Genomic DNA, 24,418 nt, shown 5'->3' with positions numbered 1-24,418 from the left:
AAGCGGCACCCGGCAACGCACCTGTTTCGCTTCGACGCGATATGGCAGGCAAGTTGTTTGTGGTGATGTTGATGGGTGTGCTCACGACAGTTTCAAAAAGGGGTTCATGCGGCAGGCAAGAAGGAATCCCGGCACAACAGGCCGAGGTCTTGACCGATTTCCGAGATGTAGTTGGGATGCTCCATGAGGCGCACGGCCAGTTGAATGAGGCGGTTGGCAATGCCATAGGCAGCGGAGGTATCGACTGCACTGCTGAGCGGCGGCAGGAGCGAGAGAGCCCGCAACGAATTCGCACTGCGGCGGCGGCTGTCATGCTGCCAGTCGTGAAGCAACGCCACCCCCTGCGCCAGCCTCTCCAGCACCCACTGACGCTCGTTCAGCGTCAACACCACGCGAAACACCAAGGCGTCAGCCACCAGCTGCTCAAACACGACCCCATCCAGAATGTCTGGAAAACTGGGCGTGAAATCGTGCAGCCTTTCTTCGAAATGATACAGCCACTCCGGACTGGCGGCGGCACTATTGGTGGTCGAATTCATGTCGAGCGTAAGAGATGAAAATTGGAAAATCACCGGAGCGGATGACGAAGGGTGAACTCCCGCGCTTCCTGAAGGGCAACCTTGTCCTTCTGCGCGGCGGAGACGACGGGATCGAAATAACTTTGTGCCCCACGGGTGCTGATGACCTTTAGCTTCACCTCGACAAAGGCGGCATCCGTGGGCGACGTGGGTGTGGCGGGGAATGCCACGGGTGTTAACTGCGAATCCCGCAGACGCACCTGGAAATCGATGACATTCTGCGCCACCACTTCGGCTAGGTCGTCGACCAAGCAGGCATCCGCAAAGAAACCGGTAGGGGCTTCACTCAACATGGCGAAGGTGTCTCCACTGGGAATCAATCGGCGGAACAAGGCATGGGGTGCGTTGACCTGACTCGATTCTGGCGCCAGAAAATAGGTGACACCGCAAATGTTACTTTGGGCAGAAGTGGATGGCTGCCCCTGATGCGGCACCTTGCAGAAGAATCCTAGTGCCTTGTCCATTCCGCCAACCGGCGCTTCCAGTCCGGTGATGACATCGTGGAGGGTCTCGCCCTCGCTTTCGATTTTGGGAGCAACGTGCCTCAACTCCCTTTCCAAAAGGTGCAGAGCAGCACGCGCTTCGCTAAAGGTTTCACTGCGGGCGGCGGTGGTCGTCCAGGATTCGAGTGTGCCGGAGAACGTCGTCAGCAGCAGAGTCAGCATCAGCATGGCCACCGTGGTGGCGACAAGCAATTCCACCAGACTGAAACCCGCTGAAATTTTGGAGGGCGGTGGTTTGCCACCGCTTTGGAAGGAAGGAGCTTGCTCCGACGCGGCAGAAGTCCTGGAAAAAGCGGCGTCAGCCGAAACGGAGTGTAGACAGCCAGCCAAAGGCTGCCCGAAGGGCGGGCGAAGCCCGGCAATCCGCCGCAGTCCAAAGCGCTTAGCGTCATCCTTTAGCCACTGAACAGTCATGACTACGACCCCTCCTTTCTCGGAAAGGTGGCCTTGGTGAAAAAGCGATGGGCGGGAGTTTCAGGGGAAGCGCTAAGGGAGCGCACTCGCACCTCGACCTGGCAAATTCCGATGCGATTCGCCTCCGGGGTGATTTTCACCTCGACTCTCAACCGGGCGTTGACGTCATCTACTGCAACGGGCAGTCCCTCAAGGTCATAGTGACCGGTGTGAACCCCTGACTCACGCAAGTCCACCGTTTCCACCTGCCCACCGTCAATGGTCACCTCGCTGACAATAGTTCCATAGGGCACCACCGAGGGCGGGTGTCCGTCCGGGTCCGTCGATTCTGAATCCACTGGCGGCAAGGTGTGCAAGGCGGGCACCAAATCACGCACCACTTGCTGGGCGATATGGGCAGCACGGGTCTCGATGGCGGACTCAGCGGACACATTCATTAGCTGTGGAAACAGTCCCAGCACGCCGACAAACAATGCGAAGATGCCCAAGGTAACAACAACCTCCATCAGGGTAAAGCCCCTCCGCATCTGTAGCCTAACAGACATAACCTGAGATATTACAGCTCCCTTAACTTCTATGCTGCAATTGGCTTCAGCCGCCTTCAGGAGGCAATGCTGATCGGATTGCCCTCTCTCGGAAAATCGGCAAATTGGTGAACTGATGAAAAGGTTCTGCATGTGACGCTAAAATAAATATAGCCGTCAAAGAAAATGTCGTTGAATTCCATGACACGATTACGTCACAAAATAGAAACACCTCATTATCAACTGTTTACTAGGAATTTCAGGCGCTGAAAATCTTCTAGATTTCTCAAATTCATGCGCATAATAATGGCATGTGAGGCAATTCACGGACCTACTTGCACCCTCATCTGCATTCTATTGGCAAACCTCTTTACCTGTTCTTGAAGCTGGTCATGCCCCTTTGAGTCGAACCTCTCTTTTGCCACCCCGCCTCAAGACATTTACCCAAGCAATTCTCTTTGTGACGGCTTTGTTTCAAATATGTAACAAATTGAACATCGCCCTTAGTTGCGGACAGCGACATGGTTGGTGGCTATGAAATTGTGGATCTCGTTCTGCGCAATGACCTTGGCACTTCTTGCCACGCCAGCCCATGCCGTGGTTTTCTATTATACGCACGGCAAGGAGGGTGACGGAGGTCTTGCACGCATCGCCGTTCATGACCAAACCGGGCAGTGGCAGGGTCATCAAACCATCGAAGGCCCCGGCCTTGACCAGCCGAAGAAGCTGGCCATCACCAAAGACGGTGGCCATGCCGTTGTGACTTCCGATGAATCCGACCGCGTGTGGTTTTACCAGCTTGGCGGCACTCCCAAATTCCACAAAGAGCTGCAACTTGGCGGGGAAACCACCGACATCGCTTTGGTCGACAACAAACTGATGCTCACCGCTGGGGAAGGTTTCTTTTATTGGATTGACCCCAAGCAAGCAACCATCGAGAGGACATGGAATTCAGAGGAACAGATGTCGCCGTCCGGTCGCAAGGGGGAGGACATCCTTTTCTTGCCGGACAAGCAGGTGGCTTTGGTGAGTTTCCAGAAGGACAGCAAAAAAGGCAAGCATATGGGCAGCCGTTTGTTAGTTTTTGACCCAAAACCATTCACCCCTCGGCACGATCTTTCCCTGCCGCGCAACCGCCCGGAATTGCACATCGCCGCTGACCTGCGTGAACAGGGGCCGAATCCGGAACTCATTTTTGTGGCACCGAAAAGCAACACGATTGCCCTGACGCTAGATTTGTATGGGGCGCTGGCCTTTGCCGACCTCGACGCCGCGCTGAAGGGTGAATGGAAGAATCTGGAGTATGTATCGACCGCGCTGGACGGGGCTTGGGGCACGTCATTTCCAGACCGGGGCATGCAGTTCGAGGCGGGAGGAAGGGAGCGCTTGCTGGTCAGCAATGCCTCCGACAATGGCGGGCTCGTCCTGGTGAATTTGAAGGAACGCAAGATCACGCAAACCTTTCCTGCACAGGCGGGCGCAGAGCATCCGATCTGGCTGCCGACGGCGAAGAAAGCGGTGACGGTGATTTCCGGCAAGGTGAAAGCACGAGGCAGTTCCGGTTTGAGCAATGAAATCTCCGGCACCAGCAATGAGCTGTTGGTCTTCGATCTCGCACCGCTGGAAGCGGGTGGAGAAGCCACCATGGAAACGATTGAGTTTGAAGGTCCGGTGACGCGGGTGGAACCCGTCTCCGAAAGCTCAAATCAACTTTTGCTGCTTCTTGTCGGTGCGGAAGGTGCGCAGCAATGGATGGTCTATGACCTCGCCACCCGCAGCGTCAAACACCGGGAGGCTCCCAAGGGGGTCGTGTCCCGAATCGAAGCTTGGCGTCCGCAACGCTGACCACCCCGTAACGCGCTCGTCCGTTCTTGAGGGCGGCGGTCATTCCCATGAGCAACGTCCCTTCAACAATCCTCCATCTGCCCGGTGAAGACAGGTGGGAGCAATGGCGACGTGATCGTGACGGATTATGGGAGAGACAGGAAGGCGAAGCCCGCGCCAAACACGGCATTCAGGCAGTGCCCCTGCGATCCCTGGTAAGCAGCCCTTTCCCCGCGCTAGCGTTTGACGGTGATGACGCTCCCTTGGAGGCCACCGTGGCGCTACGTTGGAATGCCCTCGGCGTGGAGACTCCGGCGGCGGGCTGCCACTGGTTCTCATGGCAAGTCGCCGCCAGCGACCAAGGGGTGTTGATGGGAACGCTGGCGCTGGCTGACATCGATTTTGGGAGTCCCGTCCGGGCACAGGATGGCGATGCTTTCGAGCCTTCCGTTTCGTTTTTTCCACTTCCGTGCAACAGTATCATCTTGTGGAAGGAGCTCGGAAGATTCGTGCTTGCCTTCACCCAGGGCGAAACGTTGCTGCATGTGTCCGCTATCAGCGCCCACGAACTTCAAGAGGATGCCATTCGTGAAATTCGGGACATCTGCCATATTCTCGCCGTCAATTGGCCATTGCATGGATGGACAACGTTGCATGTCTGGACGGAGATTTCCGAGGAATTCAAACAAGCGTTGGAGACGGCTCTGGCCATTCCCGTTCTGATCGAGGCAAGACCTACTCCGCAATCGCCCGCAAAGCCTTGCGGTCTGCTGCCCGCCTCAGCCGCTACTGCACGTATTCAACAGCGCAAGCAACGTCAGCAACTTCGTGCGCTGCTGGCTTTGCTTGGGGTCTTGGTGTTTGGGTTTGCCGCATGGGCTGGCTGGCTGATGTGGCAGGAACAGCAACTGAACCGATCATTCACCCAAATCCACGCCCGCCAGCCGGAAGTGGAACGGGTTCAACAGGCGCAGGTGCAATGGTGGGCGCTGGAGCCAGCAGTCAACCGCGACAACTACCCTCTGGAGGTGTTCCGCGAGATCGTAGCGCTCCTGCCGCCCGAAGGCATCCGCTTCAAGGAATTCAGCATGGACTTGGAAAAGGTCGTGATCAGTGGCGAGGCAACTTCGTTGATTCATGCGTCCAAGTTCCAGTCCGACCTCAAGACGGCCGCATCGCTCAAGCGTTTTGCCTTCAACGCCCCCCAGCCGACCATCCTTGACGACAACCGTGCCAATTTCCGCGTGGAAGGAATCCCGACTCAAGGAGGTGCCGATGAAATCCAATGAACGCCGTCTTCTGATGGTTGCAGGGATGCTGTTCACCCTGGTCGTCGCGTTGGTGCTCAGCCAGCGCCTGATGAACTGGCAGGAGCAGATCGAACGTCGCAAGCATGACCTGGAGTTGATGCAGTTCGAAACCGAGAGCATGCTGGCTGAAGCGCCTGAATGGCTCGAAAAGCACCAGTGGGTGACAAACAGCCAGCCCGTCGCCAATGAAGGTGCCCTGGAGGCCAATGCCGAACTCGATACCATCGTGAAAAACGCGAAACAACTCGGCCTGACCGTCCAGTCACAACAGCTTCAAGAGACCACCAATACTGAATACTATCAGCAGTTCGGCGTTACGCTCGCGGTTAAGGGCGATTTGGAAAAAGTCGTGACCTGGATGCACGGCTTGCTGGCCCCCTCGCAATTTCGTGTGGTTCCGTCCGTCAGGGTCGTTCCAGACAAGGAGTCGCCCAGCGAGGTGGTGGTGATGATCGAATTCTGGCGCTGGTATGCGGCTGCCTTAGCTGGCAAATCCTAAATCTCATTCCCATGCAACGGAGCATTCTATTTTTCATCCTGGTTCTGGGTCCGGCGTTCGCCGTGGCCGAGGATGGATTTGCGCCGCCGGATGCCCATCCCCTAAAGCATTTTCAAGAGATCTGGAAAAAAAATCCTTTCACCCTGAAAACTGCGCCAGTGGCGGTCCAGAAGGAATCCTTCGCCAAGGATCTGGTTCTTGGAAGCATGGTTCAGTTTGGTGAGGAAATCGTCGCCGTGGTGGTCAACACCAAAACGCGGGAGCGCACCGAACTGGTGAGCGGTCAGAACGCCGCCAACGGCATGAAGATTAAGACTGCCAGCCTTGAGGACACCCGCAAAGACTCCTTTGTTGAAGTCGAAGTGAATGGCGAAAGCGCGGTGCTCCACTACGATGAGAATTTCTTGAAGCAACTGGCCACATCCCCCGGCTCGCCAGTCTCGGGTGGCTCCTCGAAAAGCATTGCCGCAAGCACCCGAACTTCAAGCAGCGACGACGAGTCATTGCGCTCCCGCCGCCGCCGTGAAACCACGCCGACTTCTACGCGCTAACCCATCTGCAACCTTCAAACCTGTTTCCTCCCATGTTTTGCCGATCCTTTTATTTGTGCGTCGTCGCATCCCTGCTGCTGGCGGGCGTTCATGCGCAAAATAACGCACCCTCACCGGACTCGCCGGAGTCCATCGCGGTGCAGTTTCCGCCGGGAACTCCGATTGGCGAGGTGCTCAATACCTATCAACGCCTCACCGGCAAACGTCTTATCCGCGATACTGCTCTGGAAGCCGCCGTAGTTAACATCGAAACCACCGGAAAGCTCAGCCCCCCCGAGGCCATCGAGTTCATCGAAAAATCGCTGCTGCTGGCTGGCTATGCCCTCGTTCCCAGCGGCGACCAGATGATCAAGGTCATCGTCATTTCCGGCGACAAACTTCCCGCCAGCGAAGGGGTGCCGATGATCCTGCGCGAGGCCGACCTCCCGCAGAGCGACCAGGTGGTCAACTACCTTCTGCCCCTGCGTTACCTGGATGCCGACGAAGCCGCACGTGCCTTTGCGCAGGTCGTTCCGCCTCATTCGTATGGAAAGATCACCGCCGTGCCCAATGCCCAGGCACTGCTCATCACCGAGAACTCCAACACCATTCGCTCTTATGTCGAACTGGCGGCTCAGGTGGATCTTCCACCGAGTGAAACGAAACACCATCTGGTGCATCTGACCCGCGCCGATGCTGAAGTGGTCGCCGAACAGCTTTCCACTTTGTTGGGATTGGAAACGGCTTCCGCTTCCGGAACCCGTGCCCCCACCGAGCGCGAACGCCCGACCAGCCGCCAGCCGACGGCGGAAGAAGCTGCTGCCCCACAAACCGTCGCCTCCTTTGCAGGCATGTCCACCAAGGCCATCAAGCCCATCATCCAGCCGGTTGAGCGCACCAACAGTCTGGTCATCATCGCCCGCCCTCTGGACATTCAATACATCGAAAGTTTGATTGCCTACCTTGATGGCGAATCTCCCACCAGCGGGTTCATTTCGCGCAAGCTCAACTACATTGACCTCACGACTTTCGTTTCCATCGCCGAGAAGTCCCTGCAACGAAACAGCAAGGAGGCCGGAGAGTCGATCACCCCCCAAACCACCACCAGCACCACACCAGTCGAACCTTCCAACACCAGCGGCGGCTTCGGCAATCGTGGCACAGGCCGCTCTGGGCTCGACGGCGGCGGCTTGGGCTTGGGCGGAAGCGGTGGGTCAGCTTCCAGCGGCTTCGGATTTGGCGGCGTGGAGCCACTCGATGTCACCAAGAAGGCTTATAGCGTGCTGGTTTCCAAGACCCTGGTGATTGTCGATCCCGGCAGTTCCCGTTTTTACGCCAGCGGTCCTCCCGACCAGCTTCGCATGCTGGAACAACTCGCTGACGAACTGGACGTGCGGCCCAAACAAATCCTGCTTTCCGTCATCATCGGCGAGTTCACCGTCGGAGAAGATTTTAACTTTGGCCTCGACTGGATTCGCACCCTTGAAAACGTGGGCAACGACAGCCTTTTGGGCGGCGTGCTCAACACCCAGGGCACCGCATTCACCGACATTTCTCAACTTGGCGGCGCCGCCGACTTCCTGCCCGCGCTGGACGGATTGACGGTTTATGGTCAGATCGGCAAGCATTGGAACGTGTTCCTGCAAACGCTGGAAAAGACCGAACGCTTCCACATCTTGCAAAAGCCGACCATCACCACGCTGAACCATCAATCCGCCACCATCTATATCGGCCAACAACTTGCCATCCCTGGCGAAACGCTCAGTTCCGTGAACAATCTCGATTCCGGCAACACCATTCGCTCTACCACTCAATACATCCCCGTGCGTCTGCAACTGGACATCACACCGCACATCTACAACAACAACGAGGTGATGCTGGAGTTCCAGCAGCAGAACAACGACATCAGTGGTTTCACCACCATCAGCGGCAACCAAATTCCCAACATCTCTGAACAGGGCATGCGTAACAGGCTCATCGTGCCCGACCGCACCACGGTGATGCTCGGCGGATTGATCACCGAGCGCGACCGCAAAGCCAAGAGCGGACTGCCATTTCTGGTTCGCATCCCCGTCGTGAAACACCTGTTTGGAAGCACTAACAAAACCAAGGAGCGCCGCGAGTTGATGATCTTCGTGCAACCGCGCATCCTCAACGACGGAGCGGACCACATCCAGGAACAAACCGACCTCAATCGCGACAGCCGCAGCTACCAACGCACCCAGGAATTCGCGAATCCCGGCGACGGAACTCCCCTTCTCCCCCTTCCGGAATGGAAAGAGGACTCAGACGCTTCAAAAGCGCAAGCTGTTGAGCCGGGCATAAAACAGAAGTCCACTGGAAAAGCGAAATCCACCCCAAGCACAACCAAACGCTGACTGGTGGCCCCCTACCCCACATTCTGTCTATTGTTTCCCAAAAGCAATTCATAGACAGGATGTCTGAAACACATGAGCAACCTGGATTTGATCAATAAATGAGTAGACATATTAACAAAGGTATCGCTCAATCACTCAAAAATACGAAGACTAAGCTCGAAATTTTATCCGCAAAACGTGCTTATCCGACCAGCCAATCAACTAACGCTCATCATCAACCAATCTATGGAAAAGATCGAACCGCGCGAAGCATTCATGGCGGAACTAGTTAAGGCTGTAAGAGAAGGATATGACTTTGTTCCATTCCTAGGCAGCGGATGTTCAAGCAGATCAGGAATCCCCCGAGGACAGGAATTCATCGAATATCTCAAGTGGGCTGTTTTTAGAGGTGTAGGCATACCCGTCGCTCACCCCAATTCTCCGAGCGATGACGCTGCCATTGAAACTCTTATTTGCGACAAAGTGTCTGAACAGGGATCTGAACGACAGTCCGATTATTGGAATTTCGTTGCCAACGGCTGGCCTCCTTATCCGACCATCGAACAGGGTGAATCGCTGCGTCGTTGGGAAACTGATTTACTTTCCTTTATGAGTAGGTTGAAGAATCCTTCGCCCTCTGAAAAAGCCAGCAACCGGAGGGAAACCGATAAGAGCAGACTTGTCGCGGAAGCATTGGGCGCTTGTTCGGAATGGAAATCGGCACTTGTCTTTATTTGCAGGATATACAGGGAAAAAAATGACAAGACTCCATCTCTAGGCGCCCCCAATCAGGCGGTCTTAGATGCCTATAACGTCTTTGTGACGAAGGGAAGGCGGCCCAGCTTGATCCATCAGATGCTCGCCAACCTTGCGATGCCACTGCGCATTCATACGGTACTTACGACCAATTTCGACGAACTGATTGAGCAGGCGTTCACCACCAATAAATCACATCTACAAGTTTTCGATGTCAGTATCAGTGGAGGCCTTCCCGATGCGAAAATTGTCCGTCTTCAAGACACCATCGTGAAACTACATGGTGGCATGTTTGAAACCAGGGCCGATTACTCGGTCGACCAGAGGCCCACGCAAGAAGATTGCGAAAGATTCTATTCCTACATGGTAGGCCCGGAAGATAGTGGCATTGTTCGCTCAAAGTGTTGCCTTATTGTGATGGGATATTCGCTTAATGATGGCAGAGTGCGGCATCTCTTAAAATATGCTATTCAGCAGTCGCGTCTGCAAGACAGCGGAATGACCCTGAAGGTATTTTGGCTAGCTCATAGCGAAAAAGGCGAAAAAAGCGTCATCAGAAAGCTCGAATTGGAATCGGAAGACAGCGCCTTTTTTTATTCCGCAATTGAACCTCGCCCTGACCTATTTCTCCTTGAATTGTATCAAAAAATCACTCATACGCTGCCTCCAGGCGGACTCCGATACGAATATGCTCATTTCGTTCCTCCACATCCTCTAGTTCCATCGGGAAGGGAAAACAGCAAGCTGACAGATGAACCGAAATCAAAGAAGTCTGTGAACGTCGTTGCGCAGTTCATTGATAATCTGAACGAGTCCCTTGCGGGCAAGCTGTCCCTTCTGCATGCCGGTGAGTACGACGGAAACTATCTGATTCACTGTGTGAATCATGAGCATGTGGCTCCAGGCAAGGCATCCCCCAAGCTCGTTATTTACGGCGGATCAGGCTTGTCCTCTTTGTGTTCCCAATATTTCTGGAGGGACACACATAAGATTGATGGTTATGCGTGGTATGAATTGGGTGATTTTATCACTGTTAAGCACTTGAAGCGAGTGTTGTGGCAGAGCGTGGCCAATCGTCTTGGTTCATTCCGCATGGAACCAATTGCCTATGCAAGTGCCACTAGAAAACAGCAGAAAATTCTACGCAGATACTTGCGTCTCGATCATCAAAAGGTGACCATTTTTGTTTCAGGACGCACGCCTCCCGGAGTCAATGCGGCATTTAGCTTACAGCATTGGACCGACAAAGACTACAACGAGCTTCATATACTGTTTGATGAACTTTGTTCCGTCGGAATAAGCATTGTTTACCTGCCCTTTGCCAGCTATCGGCGTGACTTGGTTGCCAGACATTTGGCTAGCATGTCAACTAAGCAGCAGGAAGCCAAGCCTGCGCACGTCATTGCAGATGAATTGCAGCTTGATCTTGCCGTCCGGGAAAAGACATGGGAACTCATCAAGGATAAAGTCCAATGCGACGAACAACTACTACGTGAAATACATCATGCCTCCTCCAGTGAACCCGGCTATCTCATCAAAGACTCAGATTCATATCCCGGCCTGATTCATAGCGAAAAAATAGTCGAGCGACTCAAGGATTGGGTATCCGAAGCAACGGGCAACCAATTCGATACCAAGCTCCTGCGAGTTCGCTTTCTATATGCGCTTTGCCTTTTCCGCCAGTCTCGCCATCCTTGCTCCATGTGGGCTGAAGGCGTGATGGACTGCAACAATCGTTTTGATGCGGCGTCCGGCACGGATCGGGATGCACAACGCTCTCTGCTGGCTGAGAAATGGAGCAGGGAACTCCACGGTTTCGGCCTCTTTAGAATGAAAGCGGCGTCCTTCTTCTGGCTCCATTGGGACTTGCGCATCCGTATCGCTCATTGGTGTGAACAATACGAAGCTGACGAACAGGACATTCTGAAGGACAAGGGTGCGATTCGCAGAAGCCTCCGCGCCAGACGTGCTCGAACCCATATGTGGATTGCTGAATGGTATTTCAAGGCAACTCAGGCATCACACGATCCAGTTCCCCTAGTTGAATGCCTTTATCATTATGTCCAATGTCTCCACTGGATATCAGAAGCCAAGCCAACACCCCAAATGGATAATGATTTGTGCGGCGATGAAGGGAAATCCTCCTCGCGCTACAAAGAACTACTTGCTGAAATTGCATTCAATCAACTCAGTAAGATTCTTCGTCTGTCCGAGGATGTGATTATCTTTTGGGGAATCGAGGACGATTTGTTTGAACGGCTGCGGCTGGAAATTCAGGAGACAGGGCTGAGCAATGATACCTGCGAAGGGCAGCAGAATATTCCCTGGACGATGTTGCGAAGCCAGATTCAACGCATAATCAACATGATCAAGTCTGCTCAAGGGGATGGCTTCTTCATGCAAGTGCGTTGGGAAGGGTTACGTTCCAACCTCCAAGGTGCCCCTTCCTGCTCAGACAGCGACAGCCTCTATTTGCAAGGGGCACCGCTTCAACGCGCGAAAAATCTTGCAAAAGACTTCAAAAACTATGTGGAGGGTTTCGATGAGGAAGCTCTTCAGATATTGCTCGCACACAAAAATTGTGAGGAAGTTCGCCCCAGTCCTCTTCTGGTTCGCTCAACTATTGATCGTTGGTGGGCCACGGCTCCAAAAGAAAACAGAACCGGCAACTCAATAGCCCGCCTGATTCGACTCATCATTCTCGGTGCGCAGATTAACGTCGAACGTGCTTATCGCTGGCAACATTTTGAATTCTTGACGCGCACCCGCGTGCGTAAACTCGAATCGAAAGACGTTCACTCGCACGAAGCAGATTCCATAGCTCGGAGTCTTTGGGCTCACATCTGCGCCCAATGCATGGTCGCAATCCGGCTGTCGCGTCAATTGAGTCTGCAAAACTGTGAAGCGTTTGAATGGGCTAATTTGCGCTCACGGGTCATTTACGGACTTAGCCTCGGTATGCTCGGAAGAGACAATGAGGCGACGCGCAAACTGAATGAGGCACTCGCTTACCTGAACAATTCAAAGCATTTCGCTGGAGACCCAAGTGAATGGGCCATAGTTGCCTTGCGGCAGGCAGAGGTGTTTGTTTCAAAGTTCTTCCTAATCCGCTCCCAATTCGGCCAAGGAGCGCTCAGCACCCAGAAGTGCCCGATTCACGACCAGAAGCATTGTTGCTTGCTAGATCAGGCTTGGGCATGTCTGGAAACAGCCGAGAACAATCTTCAGGATGTCGAGCGCTCCTCCTGGTGGTGGAATCGCCTATATGTCCTAAAAATGAAAGTGCTCTGCGAGGTTTGTGAAATCAACAACTCGCGCAAAAAAGCTCTCTTGCCATCCCATTATTGGCTAGCTGATCGCAGACGCATTCTTCCGGCTGATCATATTCTTTATATACTCCGGCAAGGCCTCTTGCTCCCCATAACCCAAGGATATCGCAACGCTCGTTTGATTCATTACTATCTCCTGGCAGCCGCATCGTTAAATGTCCATCATTTGCGCGATGACCGGGAACTGTCGGAACTTGCGGAGGAGTCCCTAGATGACTTGGAAGGCTACGACTCTCTCGAAAGGCCATTCGTCGAGGATGTCCGTTTGCGCTTGAATGCTTTGGCGATGCCACAGACGGCTAGCGCAGCTTGATGCAATTCCACCACAGCAGCCAGAACAACACATGCACGGCGTTAGCCATCAACACGATCAATAACAACAGTCACTGCCAATCAAACGCAAAAATAATCACCTTACGGGCAAGAACTATACATCAAGCAATCCTATGAAACGACTCCTAACCACTTTAATACTCGTCGGCTTGATGCTCTCTGCCCATGCCCAAACAGGCGGCTTCAGCCGCGCAGAGAATAATCAAGCAAAAGTGTGGAACAAGTACCGTAGCCAGACCCGCAAGATGGAGTGGCGCGGTCATTTGGATGCCGATGGTTATGCCACCGGGCGTGGCGTAGCCCTTTTTACACACAATGACCGTCTCGCAGCCGCTTACTATGGCGAAATGAATGTCGGACGGATGGATGGCGATGCAGTAGCCATTTACCCCCTCACAGGTCTCTGCTATGTCGGTCAGCTAAAGGATTGGTCAGAGCACGGGTATGGTGTGATGCGGTTTGCCGACGGTAGTCGGTATGAGGGGAACTGGCATGATGGTCTGCGTCACGGTTCTGGATTGCAATGGTCACCAGGCGGAAACATCGCCTATCAGGGTGGTTTTTATGACGACCAACCCACCTCAAGCGACTACTCTTTTGAACGTTCTCAGCAAAGCTTATCTTCCGGTGCCATCGTCCAAAAACTCTATCAAAGCGTCCAGATCCATTGGTATGGCCCGATTGACCGTCACGGTATGGCAGCCGGCTTTGGAATAGCCGTGTCCAGTGGAAAAAATGGCATTGCAGGCATTTACCATGGCTTGGCCAGTCAGGGCAAACTCGATACCAATGTCGTCGCCATCTATGCGAACATGAACGCGAGAATGGCATATGTAGGTGAATTGCAGGACTGGAACGAGCATGGCTACGGCCAAATGTTCTACCCGGACGGTTCTATCTTCATTGGAGACTGGCGCAATGAACAGCGGCATGGCGAAGGTTACATGATCTCATTATCCGGCAAGCGACATGCCCACGGCATTTATGAATATGACAGGCTCGTTTCTCAGATGCGCGAACCCTCTGTGGCAAATTCCTCCGCCATGTTTTCGAATTCCAGCGATGACATGCACCGATATGACGAGGTAGCCGTTGACGAAACTCGCTCGCATAGCCAGCGTCAGGAACAGGCAATCTATAACATTATGGGTATGGTCGTCGCCCAATGGGGAGTAGATGCCATTTTCGATGCGGAGAACACCCTGACAGGGGCCGCAATTTCTCTCCTTTCGCGGCACTATATCAGATCGGGAGTCATCGACAACAATCTTCGCATCCTCCTGCCGGATGTTCCCGATCCGGGAATCAGGCTGGTGCGCAATCTCATTTGTTCGGTGTGCGATGGCACACTTTCCGTTGACAACCTAGTCCAAAGGACGGCTAGGGCAGAAGCGGTTACTCTCGCCAAGGAAATAGGAACCACCGAAGGTCAGGCTGCACAGTTGCTCCTTTTTCTCAACGACTTCTGTAAACGGGCGGACAAGATCCAGCAACAACGCCAATAACAACTGCTTGATAATCGCAGCATTAAATTCTACCACCCTGATTTGCGAAGACACTTACCAGCTGGGCACCAAAGTGGGTGGAGCATCAAGGAACTGGCTGATAATTCTGGCATTTCTCAGCGCACAGTTCAGCGCTACATTGAACCCCAAGCGCAGAAAGGCTTGGTCGAACCTAGACCTCGCGGTCGTCCGCCCGCTCGAAACTTAACCCCTCCGACAAAGTCTTGCGAGTGTGGACTGAAGCGAACCGGACTTGATCTTGAGAGCGCAAACATCTGCGGTTGCAATTCGGTCTGAACATTGGTTCCAGCGCCTTGCGACACCGGCTAAGTATTCTTGTGTTGAATTACCAAAGTCGATGTTTGTCGTCCGAGAATAGCTCCTGATTCGCCCTGGATTTTAGCGACCAGCTTCGAATTCATCATCGATGCCGCAGATTTTCCATGGTTCCGTAGACCACGCTCACCATCATCCAGGCCATGATCCCTACGCCCACGGCCATCACCAGCACGATCACTGGCTGAATCAATGATGCGGCCCTGTCAATGAGCTTGCTCAACTGGTTATCAAACCGTGTCGCCGCTTTTTGCAGGGTTTCCGCCATCTCACCGGTCTGCTCGCCGACCTTGATCATGTCCACCACCAGTGGCCTCGCCACTTCGGTCTTTTCCAGCGCCCGGCTCAATGAGCCGCCATCGCCCACCATAGCCTCCACCGCGCTCAAACGGTCACGTAGGAACAGATTCATGGTGGCACGTTTGACCAATTCCAATGCACGGTTGAGCGGTAGGCCGTTGACCAGCAGGTTGCCTAAGGTTTCAAGAAACTGCACTTCAAATCGACTGCGCAAGACGGGACCGTAAATGGGAAGCGTCAACTTGATGCGATGCCAACACAGCAACCGGGCTTTGTCCTGCAGCAGCACACGAATGGTCACGGCAGCCAACACGACCAACATCAACAGCAGCCACCACCAACCACGAAACACATCGCTGGCCGCCAGCATCCACTGCGCGACGGGCGGTAGTTTGCCTTGCGTGTTTTTCACCAGCACCGCCAGTTTGGGCAGCAAATAAGTCACGAACACAATGGCCAGCGCAACGCCTGAAAACACGATAAACGCCGGATAGATCAACGCTCCTGTCACCTTTGAACGGAGGGCTTCCATTTGATTCAGATATCGCACTTGCCGTTGCAGGATGGGAGCCAAAGCACCGCTGGCCTCCCCGGCAGAAACCAGATTGCAATACAATTCGCCAAAGGACGGGCTAACCTGTGCCAGTGCTGTGGAAAAGGGCATCCCATCCCTGACTCTCGCCCGCAAGCTTGAGGCAGTGTCTCGCGACGAAGCCGCGCTTCGATTCTCCATCGCGTGCAACGCCTGTTCCAACTGCAATCCGGCTCCCAACAAGTCGCACAATTCCTCAGTGAACTGGATCACCTGTGCACGACTAAGCTTGATACCAGTGGCCTTTGCCGTGCGCACCGCTTTTTCGCTCTTGCCCTTATTCTTATCGGAGGACGTCTTCCGATCCGTCATTTCCACTGCGTCATGAATGGCAAAGGGCTGCAAGCCCCGACGTGCCAACAACCGCATCACCTCTCCACGGTCCGATGCCTCCAAAACGCCGTTGCTGCGTTCGCCAGAGGAAGAAATGGCTTCGTAGTGAAAGGAAGACATGATCAATCTCGCGATGTTCTGCGTTTATTCATCCAAGAAGTCCTCACTGGTGACCCTCATCACTTCCTCAACCGTGGTCACGCCTTCCAGCACCTTGCGCCAGCCGTATTCACGCATGGAAATCAACCCTTCCTTGCGTGCCTGTTTTAATAGTTCATTGCCGCTCGCCCTGCGCGAAATCATGTCCTGCAAGGTAGGGCTGATGATGACCATTTCATAAATCGCCAGCCGTCCGTGATGTCCAGTTCCCCGGCAGGCTTGGCAACCGTCCGCCCCATAGATGGTCTTGCCAATGGCCTCGCCAAACTGACAGGCGTTCAGTTGATCCGTGCTGTATTGCACCGGCTTTTTGCAGTGAGGACAAAGCGAGCGCACCAGACGTTGGGCGACGAAGGCCCGCACCGAAGAACTAACAAGGAAGGGTTCCACCCCCATCTCCACCAACCGCGTGATGCCGCCCACCGCGTCGTTGGTATGCAGAGTGGAAAACACCAGGTGTCCTGTCAGCGAAGCACGCACGGCGATTTCTGCGGTTTCAAGGTCACGAATTTCCCCCACCATCACCACATTAGGATCACCGCGCAAAATACTGCGTAACCCGCTGGCAAAGGTCAGGTTGATCTCCGGCTTGACCGCAATCTGCACCACCCCGGAAAGCTTGTGTTCCACCGGGTCTTCAATGGTGACAATGCGCCGGTTTACTTTGTTCAAGTGCGAGAGGCAAGTGTAGAGCGTAGTGCTTTTTCCACTACCGGTCGGGCCCGTCACCAAGATGATGCCGTTCGGTTTCGCCAATAATTGGTCGATCTTGTCCCGGTAATCAGGCGTCAGCCCCAGCTTGTCGAGGGTGAAACGTTCCTGTCCCAGCAGGCGCAGGCTGATGCTTTCTCCTTCCACGCTTGGGATGCATGCCACACGCACGTCGATGCTTTGGTTGTCCAGCTTCAGGTTGATGCGGCCATCCTGCGGCAAACGTTTCTCCGCAATATCCAGCTTTGCCATGACCTTGATGCGGGCCAACAACGACGCCTGCAAGGTTTTGATGTTCTCCGGCACCGGCACTTCGTGCAGCTCACCGTCAATCCGATAACGGATCCGCAGATTGTCATGCAATGGCTCCACATGAATGTCCGTCGCCCGCTGCCCCAATGCCTCTCGGATGATCTGGTTGACGAACTTGACCACGGAAGCGTCATCATCGTCCGCATCAATGACGTTTGCCTCATCCCGCATGTGGCTGTCGTCATCATCTTGGGCACGATTTTTGAGGAGATCATCAAAAGTATCCGCGCCCACGCCATAAAACGCCTGGATGCCTCTCAATATCTCGCTCCGCGGAGCAAGGCACCAGCGCACCTGCATCGGCACCATGCGGGAAACGGCCTGACGCGCCACCAGATCAAACGGATCATAACAGGCCACCGTCAACACCTTGTGGATCGGGGTTTCCTCGTGACCTGTCTCATGGTCGACGCGGCGGCTCTCCAATTTCAGCGGCAGCAATCGATGCCTTAGCGCCAGACGCGCCGGGCAAGCCTGCTTAAGTTCGGCAGCCGAGCCCACATCCGGTTTCAGAGAGTTTTGGCAGTCCCATTGAAACCTTCTGGCGAGGTCGTGTAAAAATTCAGCTTCATCCAAGGGCAGCTTCGTCAATGCCGTGTCCACCAGGGACTGCCCACAAACCGCCGCCTCGCGCACCACCAGGGTGACCGCCTCCATATCGGCCACACCTGCATGACTGGCAGATTGCAAAAGAACGTTCATGGCGATAAATGGTGAAACCCTCAATTATCTTCACCTTCATCGTCATCTTCGCCTTCGTCGTCATCTTCGCCATCTCCACCTCCATCTTCGTCGTCCTCACCTGCATCGGCGTTGCTATATCCTTCCCGTTCCAGCGCGAGCTTTAGCTGCTCCATTGTTTGCGCCATTGAAAGCCCGTCCTGGTTCGCACGACGTGTTGCATTCTCATCCAAATTCAGTTTGAAAGTCGAAATTCCCGCCACCCCCAAACTTCGATTCGTGGTCGGGGCTTCCACTTCGCTCTCGTCGTTGGAACTCAGCGCCGTGCCACTAAGGTTCTTGGCAACTCGCACATGCAAATCCGCAGTTCTTCCGCTGACGTGAATCCGATGATTCACCTCGCCATACGCCAGCATCGCCCCGGAAGCCGTCCCCGTTCCAGTGGTGGCCGAAACCACCGCCTTCTTGGAATTGTCATTCACCGCAGTGAACAGACGGCCGCTGTCGGTGGCTTCCACGTAGATTCGCCGGTTGTCTGAGCTAGTAAGCAAAAAGGAGCCGCTTCCACCGAGCACAGGTGCCACAAAATAGCCGCCATCATAAGCGTGGTAATTGATGCCTTTACCTTCGTCAATTAGCACTTTGTAAACCAGCATCTGTGAGTGGGCAGCAGGTGCACCCATCCAGAGAACACCAAGCGATATTATCCAAGCAAATAGATTCAGCGGGTTCATTCCTAAATTATCCACCATCCAGACCGAGATGGTCAACACACGGAAATGTCACATAATTACCACACGCTTTATTGGCTGAAAAATATGGACTGCCCACTGGCTTTTTGTCACAGATTCTACTTATTTTTTACCGGGCGACGGTCTTTTAGGTTTTGGTCTTTTTTCCGGCTTGGGCATCCAGATCCGCAGTGACTCGACATCATGCTTGCCGATCCCAACCCTAAATTTGGGACCTTTGGGAGTTACAGAAACGACTTCTTGGGGTGATCACCTGGCTTCGCGTAAATGAATTCCTGATCCGGCTCAGCAAGTTTTCCTCGCACTGGTTCCCCAGTCTGCGCCAATTCATCACCCGCGCCCAGGCCGTTGCCTTCATACATGAGGGAAATATTTCTGTCACCTTGCTATCACTTAGCTAACTCCAGACCTCGCTGGTGCGCTGTCCGCCGGATCGTGCTCCCAATCCGGAACAAGCCTGAGCCTTTGAGCATTTACAATCGCGTCAAAAAAGTCGATGATAAAGCGCAATGGCAAGTCACCCGCAAAGCCAGCGGCTGAACAACTCAGCTTTTTCGACCTCTTTGCCTCCCATGAAAACGACCTTCCCGCTCACCGGCTACGGACTGATGGCCGAACGTCACTGGAGGGAATTTCGCCCTCGGATGGTGCGCGAACTGGAGGCGGAGGGGAGACTGCAAGAAGCTCTCTACGAGGCGCAGGAGCGGACACTGGACGAACTGATGAATTTGGAAACGAAACTCGAAGCTCAGGGCCTGACCGTCCAGCAAGCACAGGCTCAAGCTTGGGAAATGGTCAGGGAGAGCTACATCCTGCTGCCATCGGAAACCGACGAATAAACGGCACGAGCGATTATCGTATCCTGCCCGATGATAACGTCGGCGGGGGCTCGCTCAAGGAAAAAAGCCTGGCCAATTTCCGCGCCATCGAAGTTCTTAACGCCGTCCGCAAGGAGAATCGGCAGGCCACTGCCGAGGAGCAGCAAACCTTGGTCCGTTATGTCGGTTGGGGTGGTATCCCCCAAGTGTTCGCCACGCACGAGGACGAAACTTGGCAGCAGGAGCGCGAACGACTCCGCGAACTCCTCACCCCGGAGGAACATCGATCCGCCCAGGCATCCACGCTCAACGCACACTATACCTCCCCCACAATCGTCTCAGCTATTTATGGCGCTGTGCAACGCTTGGGGTTTACTCACGGCCACATCTTGGAACCAGCCCTCGGCATCGGCCACTTCTTCGGTCTGATGCCGGAGCCAATGCGCCAGCAATCACGACTCAGCGGCGTCGAGATCGACGCCACCACCGCCAGTATCGCCCGGCTGCTCTATCCCGGTGCGCACATCAGCCAACAGGGGTTTGAGCAATCCCGGCTCCCCGATAATGCCTTTGATCTGGCCATCTCCAACGTGCCCTTCGGCAACTACAAGGTCTTCGATCCTGAATTCAACAAGCATGGTTTCCTCATTCACGACTATTTCTTCGCCAAGGCTCTGCAAAAAACCCGCCCCGGAGGACTCATCGCGTTCATCACTTCCAAGGGCACGATGGACAAGGCGGATCGCCGGGTGCGTGACTATATGCATGAACGCGCGGAACTCTTGGGAGCCATCCGTCTGCCCAACACCGCCTTCAAGCAGAACGCCAACACCGAAGTCACTACCGATATTATTTTTCTGCGTCGGCTGGAAAATGGAGAAAGCCCTTGCGGTCACGACTGGCGTGAATTGGCGAAATATGTCAATTCCCAAGGCGTCACCTTCGAGATCAATCGCTACTTCGCTGAACGCCGCCACATGATGTGCGGCGACATGGCCGAGGAAGCAACCATGTATGGTCCCGGCGAACCCGCCTTGGTGCCTGATGCTCGTCCTCTCGAAGAGGCCTTGAAGGAGGCCGTCGCTCGCCTGCCGCAGGGCATATACCGGGAATTAGCAATATCGTGCTCAGACAATGAAGTTGCCGGGGAAGGTCTCCCCGCACCCGAAGGAATCAAGGAAGTGGGATTCGCCCTGCATGACGGCCATGTGACTGCCCGGCAGGGGAATCATCTTGTGCTGGTTGAAGGCTTGTCCGGCGAAGCCTCACGCCGTATTCGCGGCCTTATTTTAGTGCGGGATGCCTTGAGGGAGGTGTTGCGAACCCAACTTGAGGAAAGCGGCGAACCCGCCATTCTCGCCGCACGCCAGCAACTCCATATTCGCTACGATCACTTCGTCTCACGCTTCGGCCCGATCAATGCCCTCGCCAACCGTCGGGCGTTTCGTAGTGATCCCGATTCGCCCTTGCTCTGCTCGCTGGAGGACTACCGCCCAGACTCCAAGGGAGCAAAAAAGGCCGCCATCTTCCGTGAGCGCACCATTCATGCCTCCGCTCCTGTCCGCCATGCCGATAGCGCCAGGGATGCCCTTGTCGTCACTCTCAATGAACGCGCAAAAGTGGACCTGGAGCACATGGCAGGGCTGTTGCAAAAAGACGTGACAGACATAATGCCCGAACTCAAGGGGCTGATTTTTCTCAACCCCGAAACACGGCATTGGGAGACCGAAGACAATTACCTTTTCGGGAATGTTCGTGACAAGCTAAAGCTGGCTCGCCAAGCAGCAGCGGCCGATGATCGTTTTCAGGAAAATGTGGATGCGCTGCAAGCCGTGCAGCCCGAGGATTTGAAACCTTCAGAAATCGAAGCCCGGCTGGGAGCCGCTTGGATTCCCGCCCAAGACGTGGCCGCTTTTGCCTCATCACTTTTGGGTGGCGAAAAAGTCGAGGTCAGCCACGCCCCTCAGGTGGGCATCTGGTTTGTGCGAGGCAGCAATCAGGCAAGGTCATCTGTCGCCAACACCACCGAATGGGGCATCGCCCGCTATTCCGCGCTCGACTTGATCCAGGATTCGCTCAATCTCAAAACCCCCACTGTTTATGACAAAGATACCGTGTCGAGCAACCTCGTGGTCAATTCCGTTGAGACGGAAGGCGCTCGTGACCGCCAGGAAAAGCTCAAAGAACGCTTCAAGACTTGGATATGGGAGGACGATGACCGCCGCGAACGGCTGTGCCGCCAATACAACGACCAGTTCAATTCCGTGCGCCTGCGCGTCTTCAACGGCAGCCATCTGACCCTGCCCGGTAGCAGCCTCCATGTCAGCTTGCGGCCTCACCAGAAAGCCGCCGTTTGGCGCATCATCCAAAGCAAAAACACCCTGCTGGCCCACGCTGTCGGCGCGGGCAAGACCTTCAGCATGGTAGCGGCTGGCATCGAGATGAAGCGTCTCGGACTGGCAACCAAACCCATGTTCGTCGTCCCAAATCACATGCTCACGCAGTTCTCCACCGAATTACTCATCCTTTATCCAAACGCCACCATCCTTGCTGCTGGCAAGAACGATTTCGAGGCTGCCCGACGCGCCCAGCTTTTCAGCCGTATCGCCACCGGCAACTGGGATGCCGTCATCGTCACTCATTCCAGCTTTGAAAAAATCCCGCTATCTACCCATGCCCGGAAAGATTTCATCTCTTCGCAGATTGCGGAGATAGAGGAGGTCATCCGCGATCAGAAATCCGATCGCAGCGGCACCCGGCTGGTGAAGGAACTGGAGCGCGTTCGCAAGCGCCTTGAGGTCAAACTGGAGGCACTCTCAGCAGACAAGAAAAAGGACCTCACCCTCACCTTCGAAGAATTGGGCGTGGACCGCCTGTTCATTGATGAAGCCCACAAGTTCAAAAACCTTTTTTACGTCACCAAAATGACCCGCGTGGCCGGGCTACCGCAAACCGCCTCCGAACGCGCCTTTGATTTGTTTCTCAAGGTGCAGCACATACAGCGCCGCAACGACGGGGGCGGCGTGGTGTTCGCCACCGGCACCCCCATTTCCAACACGATGGCGGAGATGTTCACCATGCAGCGTTACCTGCAAATGGCTTCCTTGCGCCGCCACGGACTTCAGCACTTCGACTCTTGGGCGGGAACCTTCGGTGAAACCGTTACCGCCATGGAATTGAGTCCTGATGGAGCGGGCTATCGCATGCAACACCGCTTCGCCAGATTCGTCAATGTGCCCGAACTCATGCAGCAGTTCCGCCAAGCCGCCGACGTGCAAACCGCAGACATGCTCAAACTCCCTATTCCGAAGCTGGAATCAGGGCACGCCATCATCGTAAGCGCACCTTGCAGCCCCATGTTGAAGAAGTTCGTCGAACAACTGGTCAAGCGTGCCGAAAAAGTCAAGGGAGGCAAGATCGACCCCAAAAAGGATAACATGCTCAAGATTACTTCCGAGGGTAGACTAGCTGCACTGGACATCCGGCTGGCGTTTCCGGGAGCCGCCGATGCTCCCGATTCCAAGGTGAATCTCGCCGTGGAAAAAATCCATCGTATCTGGCTGGAATCCGCAACCCGGAACAATGCCCAGCTTGTTTTCTGCGATTTATCTACTCCGCAAAAAGGCAAACGCGGATTTTCGGTCTATGACGACATCCGCGACAAGCTTGTCGCCAGAGGCATTCCCGATGAGCAGATCGCTTTCATCCAGCAGCACGACACCGATGCCGCAAAGGATGCCCTGTTCAAGTCCGTCCGCGCAGGCCGCGTGCGGGTGCTGCTTGGCAGCACCTTGAAAATGGGTGAGGGCACAAATGTTCAGCAACGCCTTATCGCCCTACATCACCTTGACGCTCCATGGAGGCCCTCGGACATCGAGCAACGTGAAGGACGCATTCTTCGCCAGGGTAATCAAAACGAATTTGTCAGTGTTTTCCGCTATGTCACGGAAGGAAGTTTCGATGCCTACATGTGGCAAACTCTGGAAACCAAAGCCCGTTTCATCGCCCAAGTTATGACTGGGGACGCCTCCATGCGCAAGGCTGAAGACGTGGATTCCACAGCCTTAAGTTATGCCGAGGTCAAAGCCATCGCCTCCGGCAACCCCATGGTCATGGAGAAAGCTCAGATCGATGCTGAGGTTATCCGCCTCACCCGGCTTCAACGGCAGCACATGGATGGCGTCCACACCATGCGCTTGCGCATCAAACGCACCAAGCAACTAATCAAGGAAACCGGGCAGCTTGCCGAAAACCTCAAACAAGACATCCGCACACGCACTCCCACTCGCGGCGACCAGTTCTCCATGACTATTGAGAACCAATCCTTCGATGACCGTCTCACGGCGGGGCGGAAAATGGTGTTCATCGGGGCCGCTCTCAAACCTTTGCAGGTCACCGGTCGGATCGGCTCCATCGCGGGGTTCCCCATTTCCATGCGCAGGTTGGATACTCGCATTGAACTCCGCATTCACGGCAAGAACAATTATGAAGCCACAGTGAGCGAAAGTCCTCAGGGAACCATCTCTTCACTTGAACACGCATTGGATGGCCTCGACAAGCACCTTCAGGAGGTCAACAGCAACCTTCGCCGTCATAAGGATCAACTGGAAGCTCTAAACATCCAGGTGCAGTCGCCCTTCGAGCACGAGGACAAGCTCAGTGCAGCCAGAAATCGGCAACAGGAAATCATTGAGGCACTCGACATCACCAAGAATCAAGCATCGGTGCAGGTAGATGAAGGCGCGGAAGATCAGTCGGACACCCTTCGCAAAGACATCCAAGTAAAACGCCATGCAAACAAACCTTGAACAACGTAGATTGTCACGCCGACTTTGTGTCCCAAGTGCTCGCGGCAGCAAGGGGGAATCCGGCATAACTCGCTACGCTCGACCTTCGGCACTTATTCCGTTTCCCCTTTGCCCCCGCTCCGCCTCGGAAGGTTGGTCACTTAGAGTTTTTTCA

17 protein-coding genes are annotated in these 24,418 nt (G+C 54.6%); 10 read left to right on the top strand and 7 right to left on the bottom strand.

Going from position 1 to position 24,418, the window contains the following annotated elements; all coding sequences use genetic code 11:
- Window positions 1-104 precede the first annotated feature (104 nt).
- The 3 genes from FEM03_RS07155 to FEM03_RS07145 form a co-directional block, all read right to left on the bottom strand.
- Window positions 105-539 carry a hypothetical protein gene (locus FEM03_RS07155; protein ID WP_138085516.1) on the bottom strand — a complete coding sequence of 145 codons (435 nt, stop codon included), beginning with the start codon at window positions 537-539 and terminating at the stop codon, window positions 105-107.
- A gap of 29 nt (window positions 540-568) precedes the next feature.
- Complete coding sequence (locus FEM03_RS07150; RefSeq protein WP_138085515.1) at window positions 569-1,279, bottom strand: hypothetical protein; 711 nt, start codon at window positions 1,277-1,279, stop codon at window positions 569-571.
- 218 nt (window positions 1,280-1,497) lie between these two features.
- A complete protein-coding gene (locus FEM03_RS07145) occupies window positions 1,498-2,172 on the bottom strand; it encodes a type IV pilus modification PilV family protein (protein ID WP_138085514.1) in 675 nt (224 codons plus the stop codon).
- 408 nt (window positions 2,173-2,580) lie between these two features.
- Here FEM03_RS07145 and FEM03_RS07140 point away from each other — a divergent pair, with 408 nt between their 5' ends.
- The 8 genes from FEM03_RS07140 (at window position 2,581) to FEM03_RS25905 (ending at window position 14,759) form a co-directional block, all read left to right on the top strand.
- Entirely contained in the window at window positions 2,581-3,864 is a 1,284-nt protein-coding gene (locus tag FEM03_RS07140; RefSeq protein ID WP_206170909.1) for a YncE family protein, read from the top strand.
- Window positions 3,865-3,911: 47 nt separating this feature from the next.
- Window positions 3,912-5,132 carry a hypothetical protein gene (locus FEM03_RS07135; protein ID WP_138085512.1) on the top strand — a complete coding sequence of 407 codons (1,221 nt, stop codon included), beginning with the start codon at window positions 3,912-3,914 and terminating at the stop codon, window positions 5,130-5,132.
- Window positions 5,119-5,652: a hypothetical protein gene (locus FEM03_RS07130; RefSeq protein WP_138085511.1), complete on the top strand. Its 534-nt coding sequence runs from the start codon at window positions 5,119-5,121 to the stop codon at window positions 5,650-5,652. Before FEM03_RS07135 ends, FEM03_RS07130 begins: the two co-directional genes overlap by 14 nt.
- Window positions 5,653-5,663: 11 nt before the next feature.
- A complete protein-coding gene (locus tag FEM03_RS07125; protein ID WP_138085510.1) occupies window positions 5,664-6,203 on the top strand; it encodes a hypothetical protein in 540 nt (179 codons plus the stop codon).
- 32 nt (window positions 6,204-6,235) lie between these two features.
- Window positions 6,236-8,560 carry a secretin N-terminal domain-containing protein gene (locus FEM03_RS07120; RefSeq protein WP_138085509.1) on the top strand — a complete coding sequence of 775 codons (2,325 nt, stop codon included), beginning with the start codon at window positions 6,236-6,238 and terminating at the stop codon, window positions 8,558-8,560.
- Between the two features lie 225 nt (window positions 8,561-8,785).
- Window positions 8,786-12,937 (top strand): SIR2 family protein, encoded by a 4,152-nt coding sequence (locus FEM03_RS07115; RefSeq protein WP_138085508.1) that lies wholly within the window; start codon window positions 8,786-8,788, stop codon window positions 12,935-12,937.
- 133 nt (window positions 12,938-13,070) lie between these two features.
- Window positions 13,071-14,462, top strand: a complete 1,392-nt coding sequence (locus tag FEM03_RS07110; protein WP_138085507.1) for an MORN repeat-containing protein — start codon at window positions 13,071-13,073, stop codon at window positions 14,460-14,462.
- 42 nt (window positions 14,463-14,504) lie between these two features.
- Complete coding sequence (locus FEM03_RS25905) at window positions 14,505-14,759, top strand: helix-turn-helix domain-containing protein (protein ID WP_166442692.1); 255 nt, start codon at window positions 14,505-14,507, stop codon at window positions 14,757-14,759.
- Window positions 14,760-14,883: 124 nt separating this feature from the next.
- Here FEM03_RS25905 and FEM03_RS07100 read toward each other — a convergent pair whose 3' ends face one another.
- The 4 genes from FEM03_RS07100 to FEM03_RS24335 all read right to left on the bottom strand — a co-directional run bounded on the left by FEM03_RS07100 (window position 14,884) and on the right by FEM03_RS24335 (window position 19,000).
- The gene (locus FEM03_RS07100) at window positions 14,884-16,143 is read right to left on the bottom strand and encodes a type II secretion system F family protein (RefSeq protein WP_138085506.1); all 1,260 of its coding nucleotides are present in this window, start codon (window positions 16,141-16,143) and stop codon (window positions 14,884-14,886) included.
- Between the two features lie 24 nt (window positions 16,144-16,167).
- A complete protein-coding gene (locus tag FEM03_RS07095) occupies window positions 16,168-17,907 on the bottom strand; it encodes a GspE/PulE family protein (protein WP_138085505.1) in 1,740 nt (579 codons plus the stop codon).
- A 20-nt stretch (window positions 17,908-17,927) separates the two neighbouring features.
- Window positions 17,928-18,656: a hypothetical protein gene (locus FEM03_RS07090; RefSeq protein ID WP_138085504.1), complete on the bottom strand. Its 729-nt coding sequence runs from the start codon at window positions 18,654-18,656 to the stop codon at window positions 17,928-17,930.
- A 206-nt stretch (window positions 18,657-18,862) separates the two neighbouring features.
- On the bottom strand, window positions 18,863-19,000 hold the full coding sequence (locus FEM03_RS24335; protein WP_166442691.1) for a hypothetical protein: 138 nt from the start codon (window positions 18,998-19,000) through the stop codon (window positions 18,863-18,865).
- 210 nt (window positions 19,001-19,210) lie between these two features.
- Here FEM03_RS24335 and FEM03_RS07085 point away from each other — a divergent pair, with 210 nt between their 5' ends.
- Together FEM03_RS07085 and FEM03_RS07080 are read left to right on the top strand one after the other, a co-directional pair.
- The gene (locus FEM03_RS07085; RefSeq protein WP_138085503.1) at window positions 19,211-19,477 is read left to right on the top strand and encodes a hypothetical protein; all 267 of its coding nucleotides are present in this window, start codon (window positions 19,211-19,213) and stop codon (window positions 19,475-19,477) included.
- Window positions 19,423-24,264 (top strand): DEAD/DEAH box helicase family protein, encoded by a 4,842-nt coding sequence (locus tag FEM03_RS07080; protein ID WP_138085502.1) that lies wholly within the window; start codon window positions 19,423-19,425, stop codon window positions 24,262-24,264. Before FEM03_RS07085 ends, FEM03_RS07080 begins: the two co-directional genes overlap by 55 nt.
- Window positions 24,265-24,418 lie beyond the last annotated feature (154 nt).

Origin of the sequence: Phragmitibacter flavus (genome assembly GCF_005780165.1) — a bacterium.
Classification (GTDB): domain Bacteria; phylum Verrucomicrobiota; class Verrucomicrobiia; order Verrucomicrobiales; family Verrucomicrobiaceae; genus Phragmitibacter; species Phragmitibacter flavus.
The sequence above is the reverse complement of the archived record's forward strand: the minus strand, read 5'-3'. Positions and strand labels throughout refer to the sequence as shown.

What these genes read in the sequence shown, in the direction of transcription:
- FEM03_RS07145 (WP_138085514.1), bottom strand. Translation starts at nt 2,172, where the DNA reads ATGCAGAACCTTTTCATCAGTTCACCAATTTGCCGATTTTCCGAGAGA.
- FEM03_RS07085 (WP_138085503.1), top strand. Translation starts at nt 19,211, where the DNA reads ATGAAAACGACCTTCCCGCTCACCGGCTACGGACTGATGGCCGAACGT.
- FEM03_RS07130 (WP_138085511.1), top strand. Translation starts at nt 5,119, where the DNA reads ATGAAATCCAATGAACGCCGTCTTCTGATGGTTGCAGGGATGCTGTTC.
- FEM03_RS07135 (WP_138085512.1), top strand. Translation starts at nt 3,912, where the DNA reads ATGAGCAACGTCCCTTCAACAATCCTCCATCTGCCCGGTGAAGACAGG.
- FEM03_RS07155 (WP_138085516.1), bottom strand. Translation starts at nt 539, where the DNA reads ATGAATTCGACCACCAATAGTGCCGCCGCCAGTCCGGAGTGGCTGTAT.
- FEM03_RS07100 (WP_138085506.1), bottom strand. Translation starts at nt 16,143, where the DNA reads ATGTCTTCCTTTCACTACGAAGCCATTTCTTCCTCTGGCGAACGCAGC.
- FEM03_RS07115 (WP_138085508.1), top strand. Translation starts at nt 8,786, where the DNA reads ATGGAAAAGATCGAACCGCGCGAAGCATTCATGGCGGAACTAGTTAAG.
- FEM03_RS07110 (WP_138085507.1), top strand. Translation starts at nt 13,071, where the DNA reads ATGAAACGACTCCTAACCACTTTAATACTCGTCGGCTTGATGCTCTCT.
- FEM03_RS24335 (WP_166442691.1), bottom strand. Translation starts at nt 19,000, where the DNA reads ATGTATGAAGGCAACGGCCTGGGCGCGGGTGATGAATTGGCGCAGACT.
- FEM03_RS07140 (WP_206170909.1), top strand. Translation starts at nt 2,581, where the DNA reads ATGACCTTGGCACTTCTTGCCACGCCAGCCCATGCCGTGGTTTTCTAT.
- FEM03_RS07120 (WP_138085509.1), top strand. Translation starts at nt 6,236, where the DNA reads ATGTTTTGCCGATCCTTTTATTTGTGCGTCGTCGCATCCCTGCTGCTG.
- FEM03_RS07125 (WP_138085510.1), top strand. Translation starts at nt 5,664, where the DNA reads ATGCAACGGAGCATTCTATTTTTCATCCTGGTTCTGGGTCCGGCGTTC.
- FEM03_RS07095 (WP_138085505.1), bottom strand. Translation starts at nt 17,907, where the DNA reads ATGAACGTTCTTTTGCAATCTGCCAGTCATGCAGGTGTGGCCGATATG.